The 19447-nt window shown below is 42.2% G+C and carries 19 protein-coding genes, 1 tRNA gene and 1 riboswitch; of the genes, 15 read left to right on the top strand and 5 right to left on the bottom strand.

What is annotated here, in order from left to right:
* The 3 genes from ACEQ1T_RS01620 (at position 1) to ACEQ1T_RS01610 (ending at position 2292) form a co-directional block, all read left to right on the top strand.
* Complete coding sequence (locus ACEQ1T_RS01620; RefSeq protein WP_370221519.1) at positions 1–1038, top strand: Gfo/Idh/MocA family protein; 1038 nt, start codon at positions 1–3, stop codon at positions 1036–1038.
* Positions 1039–1056: 18 nt separating this feature from the next.
* Entirely contained in the window at positions 1057–2025 is a 969-nt protein-coding gene (locus tag ACEQ1T_RS01615) for a sugar phosphate isomerase/epimerase (RefSeq protein ID WP_206834756.1), read from the top strand.
* 193 nt (positions 2026–2218) lie between these two features.
* Positions 2219–2292: transfer RNA gene (locus tag ACEQ1T_RS01610), tRNA-Gly, on the top strand.
* Between the two features lie 125 nt (positions 2293–2417).
* Here ACEQ1T_RS01610 and ACEQ1T_RS01605 read toward each other — a convergent pair.
* Positions 2418–3086, bottom strand: coding sequence for a B3/4 domain-containing protein (locus ACEQ1T_RS01605; RefSeq protein ID WP_206834759.1), 669 nt, complete (start codon positions 3084–3086; stop codon positions 2418–2420).
* 143 nt (positions 3087–3229) lie between these two features.
* Between ACEQ1T_RS01605 and queG the strand changes: the two genes are divergently transcribed.
* The 5 genes from queG to ACEQ1T_RS01580 all read left to right on the top strand — a co-directional run bounded on the left by queG (position 3230) and on the right by ACEQ1T_RS01580 (position 9076).
* Entirely contained in the window at positions 3230–4363 is a 1134-nt protein-coding gene (gene queG / locus ACEQ1T_RS01600; protein ID WP_370221517.1) for a tRNA epoxyqueuosine(34) reductase QueG, read from the top strand.
* Between the two features lie 141 nt (positions 4364–4504).
* The gene (locus ACEQ1T_RS01595) at positions 4505–5383 is read left to right on the top strand and encodes an amidase domain-containing protein (protein WP_206834766.1); all 879 of its coding nucleotides are present in this window, start codon (positions 4505–4507) and stop codon (positions 5381–5383) included.
* A 62-nt stretch (positions 5384–5445) separates the two neighbouring features.
* Positions 5446–5919, top strand: a complete 474-nt coding sequence (trmL, locus tag ACEQ1T_RS01590; RefSeq protein WP_370221516.1) for a tRNA (uridine(34)/cytosine(34)/5-carboxymethylaminomethyluridine(34)-2'-O)-methyltransferase TrmL — start codon at positions 5446–5448, stop codon at positions 5917–5919.
* Positions 5920–6016: 97 nt separating this feature from the next.
* Positions 6017–6766 (top strand): oxygen-insensitive NADPH nitroreductase, encoded by a 750-nt coding sequence (nfsA, locus tag ACEQ1T_RS01585; protein WP_370221514.1) that lies wholly within the window; start codon positions 6017–6019, stop codon positions 6764–6766.
* 414 nt (positions 6767–7180) lie between these two features.
* Complete coding sequence (locus ACEQ1T_RS01580) at positions 7181–9076, top strand: PrkA family serine protein kinase (protein WP_206834774.1); 1896 nt, start codon at positions 7181–7183, stop codon at positions 9074–9076.
* A gap of 125 nt (positions 9077–9201) precedes the next feature.
* On the opposite strand, the gene ACEQ1T_RS01575 is transcribed toward ACEQ1T_RS01580, so the two are convergent.
* Complete coding sequence (locus tag ACEQ1T_RS01575; protein WP_206834775.1) at positions 9202–9339, bottom strand: hypothetical protein; 138 nt, start codon at positions 9337–9339, stop codon at positions 9202–9204.
* A gap of 116 nt (positions 9340–9455) precedes the next feature.
* On the opposite strand from ACEQ1T_RS01575, the gene ACEQ1T_RS01570 reads away from it, so the two are divergent.
* Both ACEQ1T_RS01570 and yhbH read left to right on the top strand, forming a co-directional pair.
* Positions 9456–9641: a hypothetical protein gene (locus ACEQ1T_RS01570; protein ID WP_113883540.1), complete on the top strand. Its 186-nt coding sequence runs from the start codon at positions 9456–9458 to the stop codon at positions 9639–9641.
* A gap of 302 nt (positions 9642–9943) precedes the next feature.
* On the top strand, positions 9944–11116 hold the full coding sequence (yhbH, locus tag ACEQ1T_RS01565; RefSeq protein WP_206834777.1) for a sporulation protein YhbH: 1173 nt from the start codon (positions 9944–9946) through the stop codon (positions 11114–11116).
* 61 nt (positions 11117–11177) lie between these two features.
* Here yhbH and ACEQ1T_RS01560 read toward each other — a convergent pair whose 3' ends face one another.
* A complete protein-coding gene (locus ACEQ1T_RS01560) occupies positions 11178–11789 on the bottom strand; it encodes a general stress protein (RefSeq protein ID WP_206834780.1) in 612 nt (203 codons plus the stop codon).
* A 212-nt stretch (positions 11790–12001) separates the two neighbouring features.
* On the opposite strand from ACEQ1T_RS01560, the gene ACEQ1T_RS01555 reads away from it, so the two are divergent.
* Both ACEQ1T_RS01555 and ACEQ1T_RS01550 read left to right on the top strand, forming a co-directional pair.
* Positions 12002–12640, top strand: a complete 639-nt coding sequence (locus ACEQ1T_RS01555; protein WP_206834782.1) for a CoA pyrophosphatase — start codon at positions 12002–12004, stop codon at positions 12638–12640.
* Positions 12641–12716: 76 nt separating this feature from the next.
* Positions 12717–12818, top strand: a riboswitch (SAM riboswitch).
* Positions 12819–12929: 111 nt separating this feature from the next.
* A complete protein-coding gene (locus tag ACEQ1T_RS01550) occupies positions 12930–14147 on the top strand; it encodes a homoserine dehydrogenase (RefSeq protein WP_370221512.1) in 1218 nt (405 codons plus the stop codon).
* Positions 14148–14408: 261 nt separating this feature from the next.
* On the opposite strand, the gene ACEQ1T_RS01545 is transcribed toward ACEQ1T_RS01550, so the two are convergent.
* A complete protein-coding gene (locus tag ACEQ1T_RS01545; protein WP_206834788.1) occupies positions 14409–14603 on the bottom strand; it encodes a hypothetical protein in 195 nt (64 codons plus the stop codon).
* Positions 14604–14931: 328 nt separating this feature from the next.
* On the opposite strand from ACEQ1T_RS01545, the gene ACEQ1T_RS01540 reads away from it, so the two are divergent.
* Positions 14932–16074, top strand: a complete 1143-nt coding sequence (locus tag ACEQ1T_RS01540; RefSeq protein WP_370221511.1) for a cation:proton antiporter — start codon at positions 14932–14934, stop codon at positions 16072–16074.
* A 75-nt stretch (positions 16075–16149) separates the two neighbouring features.
* On the opposite strand, the gene ACEQ1T_RS01535 is transcribed toward ACEQ1T_RS01540, so the two are convergent.
* Positions 16150–16746, bottom strand: coding sequence for a DNA-3-methyladenine glycosylase (locus ACEQ1T_RS01535; RefSeq protein WP_206837595.1), 597 nt, complete (start codon positions 16744–16746; stop codon positions 16150–16152).
* 140 nt (positions 16747–16886) lie between these two features.
* Between ACEQ1T_RS01535 and proC the strand changes: the two genes are divergently transcribed.
* Together proC and ACEQ1T_RS01525 are read left to right on the top strand one after the other, a co-directional pair.
* Entirely contained in the window at positions 16887–17702 is an 816-nt protein-coding gene (gene proC, locus ACEQ1T_RS01530; protein ID WP_206834793.1) for a pyrroline-5-carboxylate reductase, read from the top strand.
* A 217-nt stretch (positions 17703–17919) separates the two neighbouring features.
* Positions 17920–19308, top strand: coding sequence for an L-cystine transporter (locus tag ACEQ1T_RS01525; protein ID WP_206834796.1), 1389 nt, complete (start codon positions 17920–17922; stop codon positions 19306–19308).
* The last annotated feature ends 139 nt before the right edge of the window (positions 19309–19447 follow it).

Raw genomic sequence — 19447 nt, 5'->3', positions numbered from 1 at the left:
ATGAAGAAACTTCGGATTGGAATTATCGGTGCTGGCGGAATAGCCCAGTCCAGGCATATCCCAGTTATATTAAAATTATCGGATCGTGCTTCCATTACGGCTATTTGCGATGTGAATAAGGATACTGCACAGCTGGCTGCAAAGAAGTTTGGAATTAGAAGCGTTTTTACAGATTATAAAGAAGTATTCAATGAAGCTGATGCTGTAGTTATTTGTACACCGAACAAGTTTCATGCAGAGCTTACGGTTGCTGCGATGGAGGCTGGGCTGCATGTATTGTGTGAGAAGCCGATGGCCATGACAGCAGATGAATGCAGGAAAATGATAGAGGCCAGAGACAGGTCGGGAAAGGTTTTGGCCATTGCCTACCACTACCGGTTTATGAAAGAGGCTCAGGCTGCCAAAAAACTCATTTCAGAAGATGAAATTGGCCTTCCATTTGCAGCCAGGGCACGAGCGATGAGAAGAAGAAAGGTACCGGGATGGGGTGTTTTCACTAATAAGGAACTTCAGGGCGGAGGAAGTTTGATTGATTATGGGTGCCACTTGCTTGACCTCTCGCTTTGGCTTCTAGGAAACCCCGAGGAAACCGAGGTTTCCGGTACAGCTTATAATACTTTGAGCAGAATGCCTGGGCAGGTGAATCTATGGGGAAGTTTTGACCATCAATCCTTTCATGTCGATGATCATGTGACTGCTTACATAAAATTTGCAAATAGCGCATCCTTGCTTTTTGAAACCTCATGGTCGGCCAATATCGAAGGGGATGATGAAGGCCTCAGCCTTTCGGGGCAGAATGGAGGAATTGATTTATTCCCATTCAGTTTGAACCAATCAAAACATGGAATGCTCCTTAATACACGCCCAGAATGGCTGCCGGGTGAGGATGACTATGCTTTGGCGCAGGCACAGAACTTTATTGACAGCTGTTTGGGGAGAGAAGAGTTCATAGTTAAAGCAGAAGAAGCACTGCAGACAACCAGAATTATTGATGCGATTTATAAAAGCAGTGAAATGGGCAGAAGAGAAATATTTTAGAAGCAAGGAGGAGATTTTATGAAGCTCGGCGTATTTACCGTTTTATTTGCTGAGAAGAATTTTGAAGAAATGCTTGATCATGTGAAAGCTGCTGGGCTTAAGGCTGTTGAAATCGGAACGGGAGCATATCCCGGAAATGCTCACTGCAGCCTGAACGAGCTATTAGAAAGCAAAGAACTCCGGGATGATTATCTGAACAAGATTTTATCAAGAGGGCTTGAAATCAGCGCATTCAGCTGCCATGGCAATCCGATTTCCCCTGATAGAGCATTTGCAGAGGAATCGGACCGTGTTTTATATGACACGATTAGGTTAGCCAGCTTAATGAATGTTCCGGTTGTTAACTGTTTTTCCGGTACTGCAGGTGATGGGGAAGGGGCCAAGCATCCGAATTGGCCGGTCGCTCCATGGCCGAATGAGTATGGAGAAGTGCTGAAATGGCAATGGGAGGAGAAACTCATTCCTTACTGGAAGAAAGCCGGGCAATTTGCAAAAGACCATAATGTGAAAATTGGTCTTGAACTTCATGGCGGGTTCCTTGTGCATACTCCTTATACACTTCTAAAATTAAGGGGAGAAACCTGTGATGCCATTGGAGCCAATCTGGACCCAAGCCATTTATGGTGGCAGGGAATCGACCCTGTGGCGGCAATAAAAATATTGGGAAAAGAAAATGCCATTCATCATTTTCATGCAAAAGATACTTATATTGATCAGGAAAATGTTAATATGTACGGTTTAACAGATATGCAGCCATATGGAAATGTTCAGACCAGAGCGTGGACATTCAGGTCAGTCGGGTGCGGACACGGGCTGCAGGAATGGTCGGATATGATAAGCGCTTTGCGAACATTTGGGTATGATTATGTTGTCAGCATTGAGCATGAAGATCCGCTTATGTCTATAGAAGAAGGATTTACAAGGGCAGTCAGAAACCTTAAATCGATCTTAATCGAAGAGCAGCCTTCAGAAATGTGGTGGATGTAACAATTTTAGCAGGGGAGGATTTTAAAATCCTTCCCTGTATTTTCGACAAATTTCTCAAATGGGGTTGACCATTCTGACTGAATTTAGTACTATTAAATAGTTGATTCGACACAATGTTTATTTTTTCTGTTGATAAAAATCGACATAGGGTTTAGTCATAATTTCATTGCTGATTAAATATAAATACACAAATGCGGGTGTAGTTTAGTGGTAAAACCTCAGCCTTCCAAGCTGATGATGAGGGTTCGATTCCCTTCACCCGCTCCATACATAGCCAACGCAGTGTTTCGTTCAAAAAGAACGAGGTATTGCGTTTTTTCATTTTCCTTGGCTATTAAGCAAAAAGAATCGGGTGGCATCCGAGGATACCACTCGATTTTTTAGAAACTTGTTTAACATCCAATTACCTTAGAGGCTCCTTCTCCGCCATGTACTTGAGTGTACATGTTCATTAAAGAATCAACCATTTTTTCAGCCTTTTCCATTTCCAGAGAAGGGCGCAAATAAACGATTTGAACGGCATTATTAGTCTGCTCTGTCACCGCTGACCTTTCTGAGTCGACAAACGGACTGCCAAATGGCCCTGCCGCATCTTCACTAATAATTAAATTGGCAAGTGAGTTGGGTCTTCCGTTTAAACCGTTATATTCTTCGCCTTCTTTGCCTAACCTGATAGTCAGATTACCTGAAAGCTTATCGGCGTCATACACGCCAATCGGTATTTGATATTCGAGGGAAAAGAAGTTGTTAATATCTATGGAGCTGTTGACCGGCTGCAGATAATTTTGTTTTTTAATTCTTCTGTACAGTGCTTCTGCAGAGTGACGGTGCCGATTTGGATCCTTGCCTGCTGTTTTGAAAATCTGTCTCCATTCCTTGATCCCCTCAAGTTCTGTAACACTCTTGTCCTCTAAGTCAAAATAAATTGATTCCTGAAATAATTGGAGTCTGCCCTTTACCATTTGAGGAGATTGTCCGACTTCTATATTTTTATATGTAATGAATCCAATTTTAAATTGGGGAAATAACCTGCACAACTCGGGAGCAATCGTAATTTCCAAGCTTTCCACCTCCAAAATTACTTTAAAATAGTTTATCATAATAAGCGGTGATTCAATAAATTAAAGACTTTCCGGTATCTATCACCGGCATTGATACAGCTTGTTTTCATATAAATTAAATTTTCACGAAAGGAGGTTATACAATGGATTTTTCCCAATTCAAGCAGGAAGTTATTGAATACAGCAAAACAATTGGCATAGATAAAATCGGTTTTACAGCAGCCAGCACTTTTGATGAGATGAAAAATAGACTGATTCGCCAGCAGGAACTTCAATATCAATCAGGATTTGAAGAGCCTGATATTGAGAAGAGGGTGAATCCGGGCCTGCTAATGGACAAACCCAGATCCATTATCTCAATTGCTGTTGCTTACCCTTCCAAAATGAAGGTCAGAGTTGTCAGCAAAAGAGGTGAGCGAAGAGGAATTTTCTGCCGCGCTTCATGGGGTAAAGATTATCATCATATCCTGAGGGAACGTCTTCAAAAGCTTGAGCGCTTCATCCAATCAAAAATCCCTGAGGCGTTATGCAAATCCATGGTGGATACAGGTGAACTGGTTGACCGGGCTGTAGCGCAGCGTGCCGGAATTGGCTGGAGCGGCAAAAACTGTTCCATTATTACACCAGAATTCGGATCCTATGTTTATCTCGGAGAAATGATAACGAACCTGCCTTTTGTACCGGATAAACCAATGGAAGACAGATGCGGAAGCTGCAATAAATGTGTTGACGTCTGTCCGACTGGAGCTTTAATCCAGGGAGGTCAGCTTGATGCACAGAAGTGCATCGCGTTTTTGACACAGACAAAAGGCTTTCTTGCAGAGCCGTATAGGGAAAAACTGGGAAATAGACTGTACGGGTGTGATACCTGTCAAACTGTATGCCCTGAAAATAAAGGCAAGGATTTTCATTTGCACGAAGAAATGGAGCCGGATCCCGAAGTGGCAAAGCCGCTTTTAAGGCCGCTCCTATTTATCAGCAACCGGGAATTTAAAGAAAAATATGGCCCGGTTTCAGGCTCCTGGAGAGGGAAAAAGCCGATCCAGCGAAATGCCATTATCGCCTTGGCTCACTACAAAGACGAAACAGCTGTAGAAGATCTGATTAAAGTCATGACAGAAGATCCTCGGCCGGTGATCCGTGGAACGGCTGCCTGGGCACTCGGGAAAATTGGCGGTGAGAAATCACTGGCTGCCCTGGAACAGGCGTTGCAGCAGGAAAAAGACGGAGGGGTCGTTTCTGAGATTGAAAAAGGTTTAAGTTTTATAGAACAATGATGAGGGAGGAATCTCCCTCTTTTTTTATGGACAAATAGAGAAACTGGTCAGCCCGGCTGACTTACTAATATATTGCACGAAAAATTAAGCAAAGTCCTCAGCTTCGTCTCATATGTATGGAATAGGAGAGGAGTGAGATGCGTGAGGGACCAGCTTCAGGAGCTGTTAATAAAAAGAGTGCAGCAGTGCGTTTCCCATTCAAGAGGTTCAATTCATACCTGCCCTAAGATTGAAAAGAAGAAAGAATCACTTTCCGGCAGGTCCGGTGAGATTGTTAAAGCCCAGGCAACCGGAAAAGTGATCACGGTCGGCAGGGAGAAGGATGATATGAAGCAGGTTGAATACAGAGTTCACTTTAAATATTTAATTAAGCAAAAAGGCATATTCTTTATGGAAGAAGAAATTGAAGAGCGCACAGCCGACTTTTATAAAGGAGTGTTTGTCGAGGATCGGGAGAAAAACCCTTTTAAGGATATTCAAAAAGCTGAAGCGTCTCCTGACCGTGAATATGGAGAGGAAGAAAGGATAGAGTATGAGTATGACCGCATGAAGGCAGTGCAGTATGCAGAAAAATGGTGGAACAGCTATAATCCGGCTTATAAAAAATTTGAAGTGGATTGCACGAATTATATTTCCCAGTGTCTTCATGTAGGCGGCGGACCGATGAGAGGGTTTCCTAACCGCGGAAAAGGATGGTGGATGAGAAGCGGGAATTGGAGCTACAGCTGGACGGTTGCAAATTCATTGCGGTGGTATCTGCCGAGTTCGAATTCGGGGTTAAGAGCGGAGGAAGTCTCGAGTCCGGATCAGCTCTTAATTGGAGATGTCATTTGCTATGATTTTCAGGGAGACGGGCGATTTGACCATACAACGATCGTGACGGGGAAAGATGCCTCAGGAATGCCGCTGGTCAATGCCCATACTTATAACAGCCGAATGCGTTATTGGGCTTATGAAGATTCAACAGCCTATACACCGAATATTAAATATAAATTTTTGTCTATAACTGATGATCAGTAATTTGTATGGTGATATCAAAGTGATATAATAACACATGCAGAATTAATTTAGAGGTGAAAAAAGTGGGATTGCATGTAGTATTATATCAGCCGGAAATTCCGGCAAACACCGGTAATATAGCCCGTACTTGTGCGGCTACTGATACGACATTGCATCTGATCCGGCCGCTTGGCTTTTCGACAGAAGATAAAATGCTGAAGCGTGCAGGTCTGGATTATTGGCAATTTGTAAAGATCGTCTATCATGAATCATTGGACGATTTCTTTAATAGCAGCAAAGGCGGTGAATACTTCTACTTAACGAAGTATGGCACCATGCCGCATTCCACTTTCGATTACAGCAATGTAGGAAAGGATTATTATTTTATTTTTGGCAAAGAAACGACGGGTCTTCCGAAGAATATCATTGAAACCAACAAAGAGCGTGCATTAAGGGTACCAATGAACGATAAAGTCCGTTCCCTTAATTTATCAAACGCTGCAGCCATTCTGGTTTATGAAGCACTGCGGCAGCAGGATTACTTGCATTTAAAATAGTAAACAGCAGGCCTGAAATTTTTCGGGCCTTTTCCTTTGGAGAAAACTTTCCTATCTGGGTAAAATGAAAAAGTACATATGGAAAGGATGAGATGTGATGAATGAAGTGACCAATTTGCTGATGGACCATCGCTCCGTGCGCCACTTTGAGGACAAGCCGCTTTCCAGGGAGCAGATAGAAACGATTATACTTTCTGCTCAAGCCGCGTCCACCTCAAGTTTTGTTCAAGCCTATTCAATAATCGGTCTTACCGATAAAGTGAAGAAAGCGAAACTTGCTGAATTTGCAGGCAATCAGAATTATGTAGCAGAAAATGGCCATTTTTTTGTTTTTTGTGCTGATTTGCATCGTCATGAAGTCATGGGACAAATGGAAAATATCAATGTAATTCCTTCCATTGAAAGCACAGAGAAATTTATGGTGGCTGTCATTGATGCAGCATTGGCTGCGCAGAATGCTGCCGTTGCTGCTGAATCGCTGGGATTGGGAATCTGCTATATTGGCGGAATAAGAAACAATCTTGAGGGAGTAGCTGAACTTTTAAGGACACCGGATCGCGTGATTCCTTTGTTTGGACTGGCTGTTGGCTATCCTTCCAAAAAGAACGATAAAAAGCCGAGGCTTCCTCTTCAGCACATATACCATGAAAATGAATATAAGCAGGATGAAACTGCCTACCGCGAAGAGCTGGAAGTGTATAATCAAATCATTTCCGAGTACTATGGTGAGCGTACGGGCGGCAAGCGGAAGGACACATGGACTGGCCAAATCGCCGGCATGCTTGAAAAGCAGACACGAATGTATATGAAGGATTTTGTACAGAAGAAAAAGATGGATATAAGGTAGGGGTATATTGGACACCAAGAGTCTGTCCTACAAATAAGAAAAAAGCTGCTGAATTGATCAGCAGCTTATTTTTTGCTCACGCCTGGCTTGTCATCATAACCAGCAGTGAAAATAGCAGCAAGGAAAGCAACCATTACACCGATAATAATAATTGTACCCATGTATATGTAATCCTCCTTTAGCGGTATCTCAATAGGCAAGCATGTAAATATAAGCTTATTATAGCCCAAAAATGAATAACTGTGAATGAAAAGTAAGGAGTTTTTTTTACAGTTAGAGACCGCAGCAAAGTATTCCTAATAAATATCCCCGTAAAAAGTACAAACCAAACTCTCAATAGTTTACGCATGTTCGATTGCCGGGGCGCATAGAGTATATTAATCGTCTCTGATAATGCGACAGGGGGAGGTCCTTATGGATATTCTAAAAAAAATTGAGATGTACAGACACGAAGAGGAAAAGCTTAAATGGGAAGGGACTTTTGGAGAGTATTTAGAAATTATTAAAGAGAAGCCATGGGTTGCCCAGTCAGCACATTCACGGGTATATAGCATGATTAAAGATGCCGGTGTGGAAGAAGTGAAGGGGCAAAAAAGATATCAGTTTTTCAGCAATCAGCTCTTTGGATTAGAAGAAGCTTTGGAAAGGTTAGTGGAAGAGTATTTCCATCCGGCAGCCAAACGCCTTGATGTCCGCAAAAGGATCCTTTTATTAATGGGTCCGGTCAGCGGCGGTAAATCAACATTAGTGACGATGCTAAAAAGAGGTTTGGAACTATATTCTCATTCTGATAGGGGAGCGGTCTATGCTATTAAGGGTTGCCCGATGCATGAAGATCCGCTTCATTTAATCCCGCACCATCTCCGAAAGGATTTCTATGACGAATATGGAATTAGAATTGAAGGAAATTTATCGCCACTGAATAGCATGCGTCTTGAGCAGGAATATGGCGGCCGCATTGAGGATGTTTTGATTGAAAGGATCATTTTCTCGGAAGACCGAAGGGTAGGGATCGGAACTTTCAGCCCTTCAGATCCAAAATCACAGGATATTGCCGATCTGACTGGAAGCATTGACTTTTCAACCATTGCTGAATATGGTTCAGAATCAGATCCTCGTGCCTATCGTTTTGATGGAGAACTAAATAAGGCAAACCGCGGTATGATGGAATTCCAGGAAATGCTGAAGTGCGACGAGAAGTTTTTATGGCATTTATTGTCCCTGACTCAGGAAGGCAACTTTAAAGCTGGACGCTTCGCTCTGATTTCGGCAGATGAGCTAATTGTCGCTCACACGAATGAAACAGAGTATCGTTCATTCATTTCCAATAAAAAGAATGAAGCACTGCATTCCAGGATAATTGTTATGCCAATCCCATATAATTTAAAGGTTTCAGAGGAAGAGAAGATTTACGATAAAATGATTCGTGAAAGCGATGTTTCCAATGTGCACATTGCACCGCATACCTTGAGGGTTGCAGCGATGTTTACGATTTTAACCCGTATGAAAGATCCGAAAAAAGGCGATATAGATTTAGTTAAAAAAATGCGTTTGTATGATGGAGAGAGCGTTGAAGGCTATAACAGGGCTGATGTGGAAGAATTGAAAAAAGAGCATGCAGATGAAGGCATGAGCGGTATTGATCCGCGCTATGTCATCAACAGGATCTCTTCTACAATCATCCGCAAAAATATCACAAGCATCAATGCGCTGGATGTATTGCGGTCGCTTAAAGAAGGATTGGATCAGCATCCATCCATTACTCCAGAGCTGAAGGAAAGATACCTGAACTTTATTTCTCTGGCCCGCAAAGAGTATGATGATATTGCGAAGAAAGAAGTACAAAAGGCATTTGTTTATTCTTATGAAGAATCTGCGAAAACGCTTATGGAAAACTATCTTGATAATGTTGAAGCATACTGCAATAAAGCGAAGCTGCGCGACCCATTAACCGGTGAGGAAATCAGTCCGGATGAAAAGCTGATGCGCTCAATCGAAGAACAGATCGGCATCTCCGAGAATGCGAAGAAAGCATTCAGGGAGGAAATCCTCATCCGCATCTCAGCTTACGCAAGAAAAGGCAAGCGCTTTGACTATAATTCGCATGACCGTCTGCGTGAAGCAATCCAGAAGAAGCTTTTCGCTGACCTGAAAGATGTGGTGAAGATCACCACATCTTCAAAAACGCCGGATGAGCAGCAGCTGAAGAAGGTGAATGAAGTTGTAGCAAGATTAATTGACGAACATGGCTATAACTCAACATCAGCAAACGAACTGCTCCGCTATGTGGGAAGCTTGCTGAATCGTTAAAAAGAAGAGCCTGGCAGAGTTGCTGCCAGGCTTATTTTTGCGGGTGATGGAGAAAAGACTGTGGTGTAATTGATAGATTTAATGAAAAATACCCATATAAAAAAGAGGCTCCGAAAGCCTCTTCATCAATTTTTCTCTATTTTAAGTGCAGCTTTTTTCTTTTTTTTCTGGCATTCCGGACAAATCGGCTTGTTCTCAAGATAAACGGTCCGATCATACAGTGATAATTCACCGCACCAGCTGCAGCAAAGGATTTCGCTCATAAAGATCCCCCCTTTAGTATAATCCTATTTTCGCCTGGCCATCTTTATGCAGCAGAACCTGCCTAAAAGTTTAGATAAGCCCAACACAGGGTATAAATAAAGCAGAGGTGATATTCATGAAAAAGAAAGAATTAGATAAGGATTATACACCGAGAAACAGCTCAATGGCAGAGAATATTGAAGAAATGGAAAATCTGGGAAAGCAAATGGAGAATTTGCGGACCAATAAAGAATTAAAAGAGGATTATGATAAATATCCCGATCCCATTCAGCATAAAAACAAGGACAAGAACCTTCGCTAAACGCGGAGGTTTATTTTGTTTATTTAGGCAAATCCCCATATTAAAAAATGGGCTTGTCCAAAAGATGATGCGAATGTCTTATTGTCAAAATTATTTGTAAATTATTTTGTCTTCTCGCATATGATAGAGTAATAAACATTTCTTTGTATTGGTGCATTAATAACAAATTTGCTGCCGGGAAATGAGTCTATGAAAGTAAGGCAGACTGCTGAATTGGGGATGTTTCATCTTTTTTGACACTCGCGATATTGTATGTTGGAAAGCTGTAATGTGTGAAATTGAATTTAAAAGGAGGGGTTAACATGACGAATGTCAATAACCATCAGTTTGTAATTTCCCAAGAAGATTGGTCCCTCCATCGCAAAGGCTATGATGACCAGCAGCGTCATCAGGATAAAGTCCAGGAAGCAATCCGCAACAATTTGCCTGATTTGATAACGGAAGAAAACATTGTAATGTCGAATGGGCGGGAAGTAGTGAAAATTCCGATTCGCTCATTGGATGAATACAAAATCCGTTATAACTATGATAAAAACAAACATGTCGGCCAAGGCGATGGAGATAGCCAGATTGGAGATGTAGTGGCACGTGATGGATCCGGCAGCCAGAAAGGACCCGGAAAGGGGCAAGGAGCAGGCGACCAGGCAGGCGAGGATTATTTTGAAGCAGAAGTATCACTGATGGAAATTGAAGAAGCTTTATTTAAACAATTGGAATTGCCTAATTTAAAAAGAAAAGAGCAGGATGAAAACCTGGTAGAGGACATCGAATTTAATGATATCAGAAAGACTGGATTAATGGGCAATATTGATAAGAAACGCACCATGATGTCGGCATTTAAGCGTAATGCAATGAGTGGAAAAGCAGCGTTCCACCCAATTTATAAGGAAGATTTGAAGTTTAAGACCTGGAATGAAATTGTAAAGCCTGATTCAAAGGCTGTTGTGCTTGCTATGATGGATACGAGCGGCTCGATGGGGATCTGGGAAAAGTATATGGCCAGAAGCTTTTTCTTCTGGATGACACGCTTCCTGAGAACTAAATATGAGACAGTCGAGATTGAATTTATTGCCCACCATACTGAAGCAAAGGTTGTTTCAGAAGAGGACTTTTTCTCAAAAGGAGAAAGCGGGGGAACCATCTGTTCATCTGCCTATCGTAAAGCGCTTGAACTGATTGAGGTCAAATACGACCCGCGCAAATATAATATTTACCCTTTCCACTTCTCAGACGGTGATAACCTGACCTCTGACAACGCCCGCTGTGTAAAGCTAGTGGAAGACCTGATGAAGGTGTCCAATATGTTCGGATATGGTGAAGTTAACCAGTATAACCGCCATTCGACCCTGATGTCAGCCTATAAAAATATTAAAAATGAGGATTTCCGCTATTATATCCTTAAGCAAAAAGCAGATGTATTCCATGCGATGAAGAGTTTCTTCAAACAGGAGGAAGATAAGAAGAAGTATGCTTAAGAGAGGGGAACCTCTCTTTTTTATTCCAAAAAAAAAGACCCCAAACGGGGGTCTTCTGCTATTAGAGCCTTTCCTTCGTATATCGTTCATCCCTGTTAAATTCAGCACTGGTTTTCACATCGGCAGACTTGGGTGAAATGTGAACAGGATCATTATCCTGATTATTGAGAGCACATGTGTAACCAGTTTTATCTGCCAGTGTCTTGATATCTGATTCATGGACAGCTTCCCGGGCTGAAGCGCTTTCGAGATACCCTTCTGGGTCTTCAGCACTGATCCTTTGATTGTCCTCCTGGGAAGCGGGATAGTTCCCATAGTAGTCCGCGATTAAGACATACTTTCCATCAAATACCATGCTTGCGTATTTATCCAAGTCATGTTCATCAAACCGTGTACCATCTTTTTTATTAGGATCCATTCCTGAACTTGTGGCTGGATCTTCTCCCATAAAAAGGGCTTTCACTGAATCAAGAAAGCGCTGATTGCCGAGCTCCTGGGATCCGACTATTCGCAAGTTCACTCCATGATTGTTTGCAAAGCTTTCGAGGTTCGCTCCATCTTTTGAGACAATCACAAGGTTGTCTTTCTGATACCCGTTTGACAAGGCCCCTTCAATAGCAACTTTAAGATCTTCCTGAGTATCATACCCGCCTACTAATATATTTTTCTTCATATTTTCACTCCTAATGTCATATTATATTTTCTAATTTCCCTGAATTGCAGGAGGAGAAACTTTCTTTTCTTTTGAAGGGCAGACAGTCAACAAAGGAATAAACTATCCTGAATCATTACATGGTACAAGCCATATGAATTAATAAAACAAAGTAAATACAGTATGATAAAGATAATAGCCAATAAATTGGAATTGCTGCTGGAGGTGGGTAGATGGAGATTGAGAAACTGGCTAAAAGGTTAAGTAACAGGACCCCAGTCATTTTAGGGAGTGAGCGATTTTCGAAATTCGCTATTTTGCTTCCGCTGGTTGAGATAAATAATGAGGTACATGTCCTTTTTGAAGTGCGTTCACTTACAATGAGAAGGCAGCCTGGGGAGGTCTGTTTCCCGGGCGGGAGAATAGATCCGGAAGATAGGGATGAGGAGCATACGGCTATCCGTGAAACCTCAGAGGAACTCGGCGTGAATGAAGACAGCATCACAGATGTGTCCCCGCTGGATTACATGATTTCCTTCGGTCAAATTATTTACCCTTATGCAGGCATTATCCATAATCCGGACCAGATTAAGCCAAACCCTGATGAAGTGGAAGAAGTTTTTACAGTCCCTCTTTCATTTCTAAAAAAAGTAAAGCCGGAAATGTATCACGTGAATTTTAAAGTAGAGCCCGAAGAGAATTTTCCATTTGACTTGATTGCCGGAGGTGAAAATTACAATTGGCAGGCAAGGAAAGTAGAAGAAGTATTTTACTATTTTAAAGATAAGGTTATTTGGGGGCTGACTGCCCGAATTCTTAAGCATTTTCTTGAAATCATTACTGAAGATTTCGAGGAAAGTAAGAGCGTTTGAAGAAAATAATTTTCAAAAAAGGTTGACGCAGTCCTTATAAATGTTTATGATTCATATAAATTGAATACTTTGAAACTTCTTATCAAGAGAGGCGGAGGGACTGACCCTATGAAGCCTCGGCAACCAGCATTTATGCACGGTGCCAAATTCAGAGGAATACATTTTCCGAAGATAAGAAGGCGGAATGAACGGAACGTAAATTCAAACCCCTTCTTGTCTGTATAGACGGAAGGGGTTTTTTGTTTTTATAGTTTTCTGCACTTTAAATATTAACCAGGGGGAATGTGAAATGTCAGCGATAACGATTGGGCTATTGGGGTTTGGAACAGTTGGAAAAGGAGTGTATGAAACGATCAGCAAACATCAGGGAAGGCTCCAGGCGATATTCGGGAAAGAAGTGAAGGTCTCGGCCATCCTTGTCAAAAATGTGAGTAAGCATTCTTTGCCTGATGATGAGGTGCTTTTAACTGATGACTTTCAGGATATTATTGAGCTTCCTAAGCTTGATGTCGTAATTGATGCCATTGTTGGCAGGGAACCAGGCTATACGTATTTGCGCCAGGCCATATCGAGAGGATGCCATGTCATTACAGCAAATAAGGAGATGTTTGCATTCCATGGAAGTGAGCTTGCGAGGCTCGCAAAAGAAAATAATGTATCATTAGGATTTGAAGCAACAGTCGGAGGCGGGATCCCTATAATTCAGACTATCAAGCAGCTGCTGAATGCCAACAAGATTGAACGGATCGAAGGAATTTTAAATGGCACATCCAATTTCATTTTGACAAGTATGCGCGAGGAGAACTTATCATTTGAAGAAGCACTGAAAATAGCGCAGGAAAAAGGATATGCAGAAGCCGATCCGAAAAATGATATAGAAGGATATGACGCTTTTTACAAAGCGGTTGTTCTGAGCGAGCTGGTATTCGGGAAAGCACCGGCGCAGGAAACATCTGTTAGAGAAGGCATTACTGATATTACAATTGAGCAAATCCGTTTGGCTGATTCCCTGGGCCTGAAATTTAAACATGTAGCATCGATTCAGAGAGAAAAAGATACTATCCGCTGTACTGTAAAACCGGTCCTGACAGTGGAGGCACATCCCTTGTACAGAGTAGAAGGAGTGCAAAATGCAGTTTCGATTGATGCGGATATTGTCGGGAATATCAGCCTGCAGGGTCCTGGTGCCGGCATGTTCCCGACAGCCAGCGCAATTATTGAAGATCTGATTCATGTTGGCAGAGCCGATATTCCTTCAGTCTTTGAGGAAGGCGACTCGGAAGGGACTGTTCTTGAACAGGCAGTTTGGATTATATTTGGTGATGCTGATAAAGGGGGATTGCCTGAAGGATTTGAAACAATCAGCAAAGTTTCAAAAGATGCCTTCATCGTTAAGGCATCATTGAAAGCTGTATCATTATTAGATACATCATATTTGAAGGCTTATCAGGTGCTTGGAGATTACGCTCCTGCTGCAAAGGAAAATAAGCAGGTACAGCCGGTATAATATGATGATGCTAAAAAACAGGAGGGGCAAGCTTATGAGCTGCCCCTCCTGAGGTATGTTTAGAGATGGTGGATGTTATCGCAGTCTAACGGGCAGTAAGCCTCCCTTTTCCAGACTCAGAGGAATCGAAAAAGGATAAGTGGGAGTCCAACTGCCCGTAAAGGCCCGCCAGCAGAACAAAGACTAAAAACGCCACGTCCTGTGGGCCACAACTTATAATCAGTGGGAGTATAAAGCCCCCTCACTGATTGAAGTTTCACTTTAAGCCTGCTGGTTCTTTAACAAAGGGTTATTTAATCCAGAATAAAGGTCTTTTACATGAACTGTTACAATCTTAGCACCAATCTGGACATGGACCATATTATCAAAAACAGCTGTTACCAGGCCGTTTAATGAAACATTCGCACCAATATTGAGATCTTTGCCGGGAGTTTTAACATTTTTCTTGTCTGCCATCGTAACACCATCCCATTCCGTTTTATTGAAACTTATACATAGAATATTTCCTTTTTATAGTAAAATAAACGCTTTAATAAAAAAAGTCCAGTAAAATAGCCTGTTTTTTTATCGACAAATTTTATTGGTGCCAGGTACCTGTCGAATTTTCTCTTTATAAATAATTAAGCATTCTTCCGAAATCAAATATAACCGAAAGAAATGCTTGAAGGGAATACGCAATGAATGCTATCTAATTTTGGATCTAACTGGCAGGAGTGAAATTCAAACAAAGAGGGTATTTATAGTCCGTAAAAATACAATTTCAGAAAAGGATGAAAAACGGAATATGAATATGCCTCTTGCAATTGGGCTCATTTTTATTGCCCTTTATATAACTGCAATAATCGGGATTAAAATCCTAAGGATTCCTGATATTGTTATTTATATTATTTTAGGAACCTGCATCGGTTTTTTTGGATTTTACAAAGAGGCGAAAGTAATTGAAACTGCAGGTGAAATTGGCTTAATTCTGTTATTCTTTCTGCTTGGCACAAAATTCTCTGTGGGTGAATTAAGGAATAATGGAAGGAAAGTCTGGAAATCCGGGCTATTGGATGTTTTTCTGGGAGTGGGAGTGACTGGGGGAATTGCCTATGCTGCAGGTCAAAACATGTTTGTCTCTTTATTGATTGCTGGAATTGTATATGCAACCAGTTCTTCAATTACTGTTAAGCTGCTGGAATCAAAAAATCGCCTTGAAGATAAAGACTCTGATTATATGCTCTCTCTTCTGATTTTTGAAGACCTCACTGCCCCGATACTAGTGACCGTGTTGATTGGGCTGAGCGGCGGAAATAGTTTCTCCGCTGCAGATTTTCTGTTTATTTTTCTAAAGGTTTCTCTTCTTGCTGGCGCTGCAGTTTGGATGAGCAGAATAGTTCTTCATAAAGCCCAGCATTGGATGAAGAAAGTTGCTCATGAAGATTCCTTTTTGATTCTTGTTCTCGGAGTAGCGATTACCTATGGCGGATTTGCAGTATTTCTGGGGCTATCAGAGGTTATTGGCGCATTTCTTGCCGGCATCATTCTTGCCGGAACGGAGGTAAAAGAAAAAACAGAGGAAGTTGTACTTCCCGTAAGGAATTTGTTTCTTCCGTTTTTTTTCTTGAATTTCGGGCTTTCGCTTGAGTTTAATGAAGAAATTCCTTCTTTCGGTCTTCTGGTTATTATTGTTATCTGGTCCATCATTCACAAGCTTGCTGCAGGGTATTTTGGAGGGCAATGGTATGGCCTGTCGAAACAGGAAGCTCTAAAGGCGGGATTATCATTATCATCAAGGGGAGAATTCTCTGTAATTATTGCCGGATTGGCCACAGGGGGCCTTAAAGTATTTGCCGGGGCTTATATCCTGATTGCAGCTTTGGCCGGCATGCTGCTGTTTCAGTTATCAACCTGGATCCATTCACGGGTGCAGAGGAATTCCAGGTAATATCAATAGAAAATTACCGGAAAACCCTTTGTTCTGAAGAGTTTTTCCGGTTTGCTGTTTATTAATTTCTTCTTCTTACTTCCTGCTGCGTGAAACAAAAGGGTTTTCAGCAATCCAAAATCTCCAGGGATAATTCCTTGCATCACCGGAATTATCAATTCCGATTCGTTTTCCGCGTGTGACTTTCCCGGGAGGAATTCCTTTAGCAATCATAAGAGGGGGGCTTGTAAAATGCCGTCCATAATCATCTATTGTAATATCGAGAGCTTTGGTTAATTTACCTGGCCCATTTGTGAGGTTCTTCAGATTCTCCATTTTTCGTCTTTTTTTCATTAAATCAAGCCCATCTACAGGTTCAATTCCCCTGATCAATACAGCTTCCGGCTTTTCCTTTGGGCCGCTAACAACATTAACCAGACAATGGGTATGCATCACATACGTGTAGACAAATCCAGGTTCATTGAACATGATTTCGGTCCGCTTTGTTCTCCTGTTCCCAAAGCTGTGAGCTGCCCTGTCTTCCGGGCCCATATATGCTTCTGTCTCAACGATATAGCCTGAGGCGATTCCCTCTTCCGTTTCTTTGATCAATAAGCAGCCCAGCAGTGCTTCCGCCAATAGTAGTGTCGGCTGCTGAAAAAAGCTTTCTGGCAGAGGAGCATATGGATTTATAACTTTCAAGATCAATCTCTCCAAACAGAATTTTATTGTGTTGCAGTATCGTGTCTTATGTTTTTACCCTTTGCTATTTTTTCATAACCATACCTGCAGTATAATAGCAAAAGGAAATACTATACAGGATGTGGGCATTGATGAATAAAAATATCGGTTTTATCGGATGCGGAAAAATGGCTCAGGCCATAATTGGAGGAATACTCAAATCCAATCTGGTAAATCCAATCCAGATTATTGCTTCTGCCAGAACTGAAAAGACGCTTGAGGATGTAAAAAGCAGGTGGAATATACAAACACGCCTTTCCAATATTGGAGCAGCGGAAGAAGCGGATATACTGTTTTTGGCTATTAAGCCTGATGCACATGGGGAAGTTATTGATGAGATTAAAGATAGCCTTCGCTCCCATGCCATCATCATAACCATTGCGGCCGGCATCAGCCTATCATTTCTGGAACAGTCATTTGGCCGGAAAGTCAGAGCAGTACGAACCATGCCAAATACGCCATCATTAGTAGGAGAAGGAATGACCGTCCTTTCTGTTAATGAATCAGTATCTCCAGATGATATGGAGGAAGTGGAAAAAATATTTTCATGCATTGGAAGAGCAGCTTTTATGGAAGAAAAGCTGATGGACGCTATTCCTGCTATAAGCGGTTCTTCTCCAGCGTATGCCTATATGTTCATTGAAGCATTGGCAGATGGCGGTGTAAAAGCAGGATTGCCCCGTGAACAGTCTTATCAGCTCGCCGCACAGGCTGTTTTGGGGGCAGCCAAGATGGTGCTGGAAACGGGTCTGCATCCAGCGGAATTAAAGGATGAGGTCTGTACTCCAGGTGGAGCAACGATTGAAGCAGTTGCCGAACTGGAGAGAACTGGGTTCCGTGCAGCGGTAATGAGTGCAATGGATCAATGTTTTGAAAAAACAAAGGCTCTTTCAGAGAAAAACAATTAAACAGATATATTTACCTAATCCCGGCAGATATACAACTGCCGGGTGATCTAATTGTCGCTGAAATTTAGGCACAGATCAAAGGGAAAACACTGAACCTTTCAAGGCAGAATGGAATATATAATAAGAAAATTTAAATTTTAATCCCGACTTGACTCATAGGAATACATGTATTATAGTAAGTCATTATGAAAACATCTATTGGGGAGGATTCAGTCCGATGAGTACAGGACTTTTAGTTTTAAATATTGCCATTATGCTTCTGCTTATAGGCGTATTATTCTTTATGCAACAAAAGCATATTTCATTCTCAAAGCGTGTGTTTACAGCGCTTGGATTAGGGATTTTGTTTGGCTTCGCCCTTCAGCTGATTTACGGACCTGGTGCTGAGATCATTGCTAAATCTGCAGACTGGTTCAATTTAGTAGGCGGGGGTTATGTCAAATTCCTGCAAATGATTGTAATGCCGCTTGTCTTCATTTCTATATTAGGTGCATTTACTAAGCTAAAATTAACTAATAATATTGGAAGAATCAGTGTGCTTATCCTTGGGCTGCTTGTAGGCACAACTGCAGTTGCTGCCGCTGTAGGGATTGCAACAGCTGTCGGCTTTGACTTGGAGGCAGTCCAAATCAGCGGAGGCGATGCAGAGACAGCCCGCGGGGAACAGCTTGAAGAAACCTATCAGGGCATTGAAGGAAGGACATTCCCACAGCAGATGCTGGATCTTCTTCCGGCCAATCCATTCCTTGATTTTACAGGAGCAAGGCCTACATCCACCATTTCAGTTGTTATCTTTGCAGCCTTTTTAGGAATTGCTTACCTGGGTGTCAGACGGAAATCACCCGAGCAGGCTGACCTTTTTGCGAAAATTGTTGATGCCTTCTATGCAATTATCATGCGTGTTGTCACATTAATTCTGCGCTTGACTCCGTACGGAGTATTGGCCATTATGACGAAAACAGTGGCCATGAGTGATTTCGACTCGATTCTAAATTTAGGGAAATTTGTTATTGCTTCTTATGTGGCACTTGCCATCATGTTCCTGATTCACCTGCTGCTTTTAACAATGAGCGGTTTAAATCCAATCACATATATGAAAAAAGCATTTCCTGTATTAACATTTGCCTTTACATCCAGAACAAGTGCTGGTGCATTGCCATTGAACATTAAAACACAAAAGTCACTGGGGGTTCCTGAAGGAATTGCAAACTTTGCCGGGTCATTTGGTCTTTCCATTGGCCAAAATGGATGTGCTGGAATCTATCCGGCAATGCTGGCGGTAATGATTGCTCCGACTGTAGGCATTAACCCGCTGTCACCAGGATTTATTTTTACCGTCATTCTTATTGTAGCAATCAGCTCCTTTGGTGTGGCAGGGGTCGGCGGCGGTGCGACGTTCGCAGCGATCCTGGTATTATCTGCCCTTGACCTGCCAGTTGCACTGGCCGGCTTGCTGATCTCAATTGAACCGCTGATAGACATGGGACGCACAGCTGTTAACGTCAGCGGATCCATGACCTCAGGTATTTTGACGAGCCGTATCACCGGTGAAATTGATGGAAATCTGTATAGCGACATGAATGAAAAAATAGAAGCAGAAGCATAAGCATAAGCATAAGAAAAGCGACAGGTGCGGGGGCATCTGTCTCCGCGATCGTCGTGCCCTGCGCACCGAAGGACTCGCCGCGGAACGCGCGACCGTCCTCGAGCACCAGCACGGCGGGGGCGCGGTGCTCCGGGCGGCG

Source organism: Cytobacillus sp., from assembly GCF_964223445.1.
Classification (GTDB): Bacteria; Bacillota; Bacilli; order Bacillales; family Cytobacillaceae; genus Cytobacillus.
The sequence above is the reverse complement of the archived record's forward strand: the minus strand, read 5'-3'. Positions and strand labels throughout refer to the sequence as shown.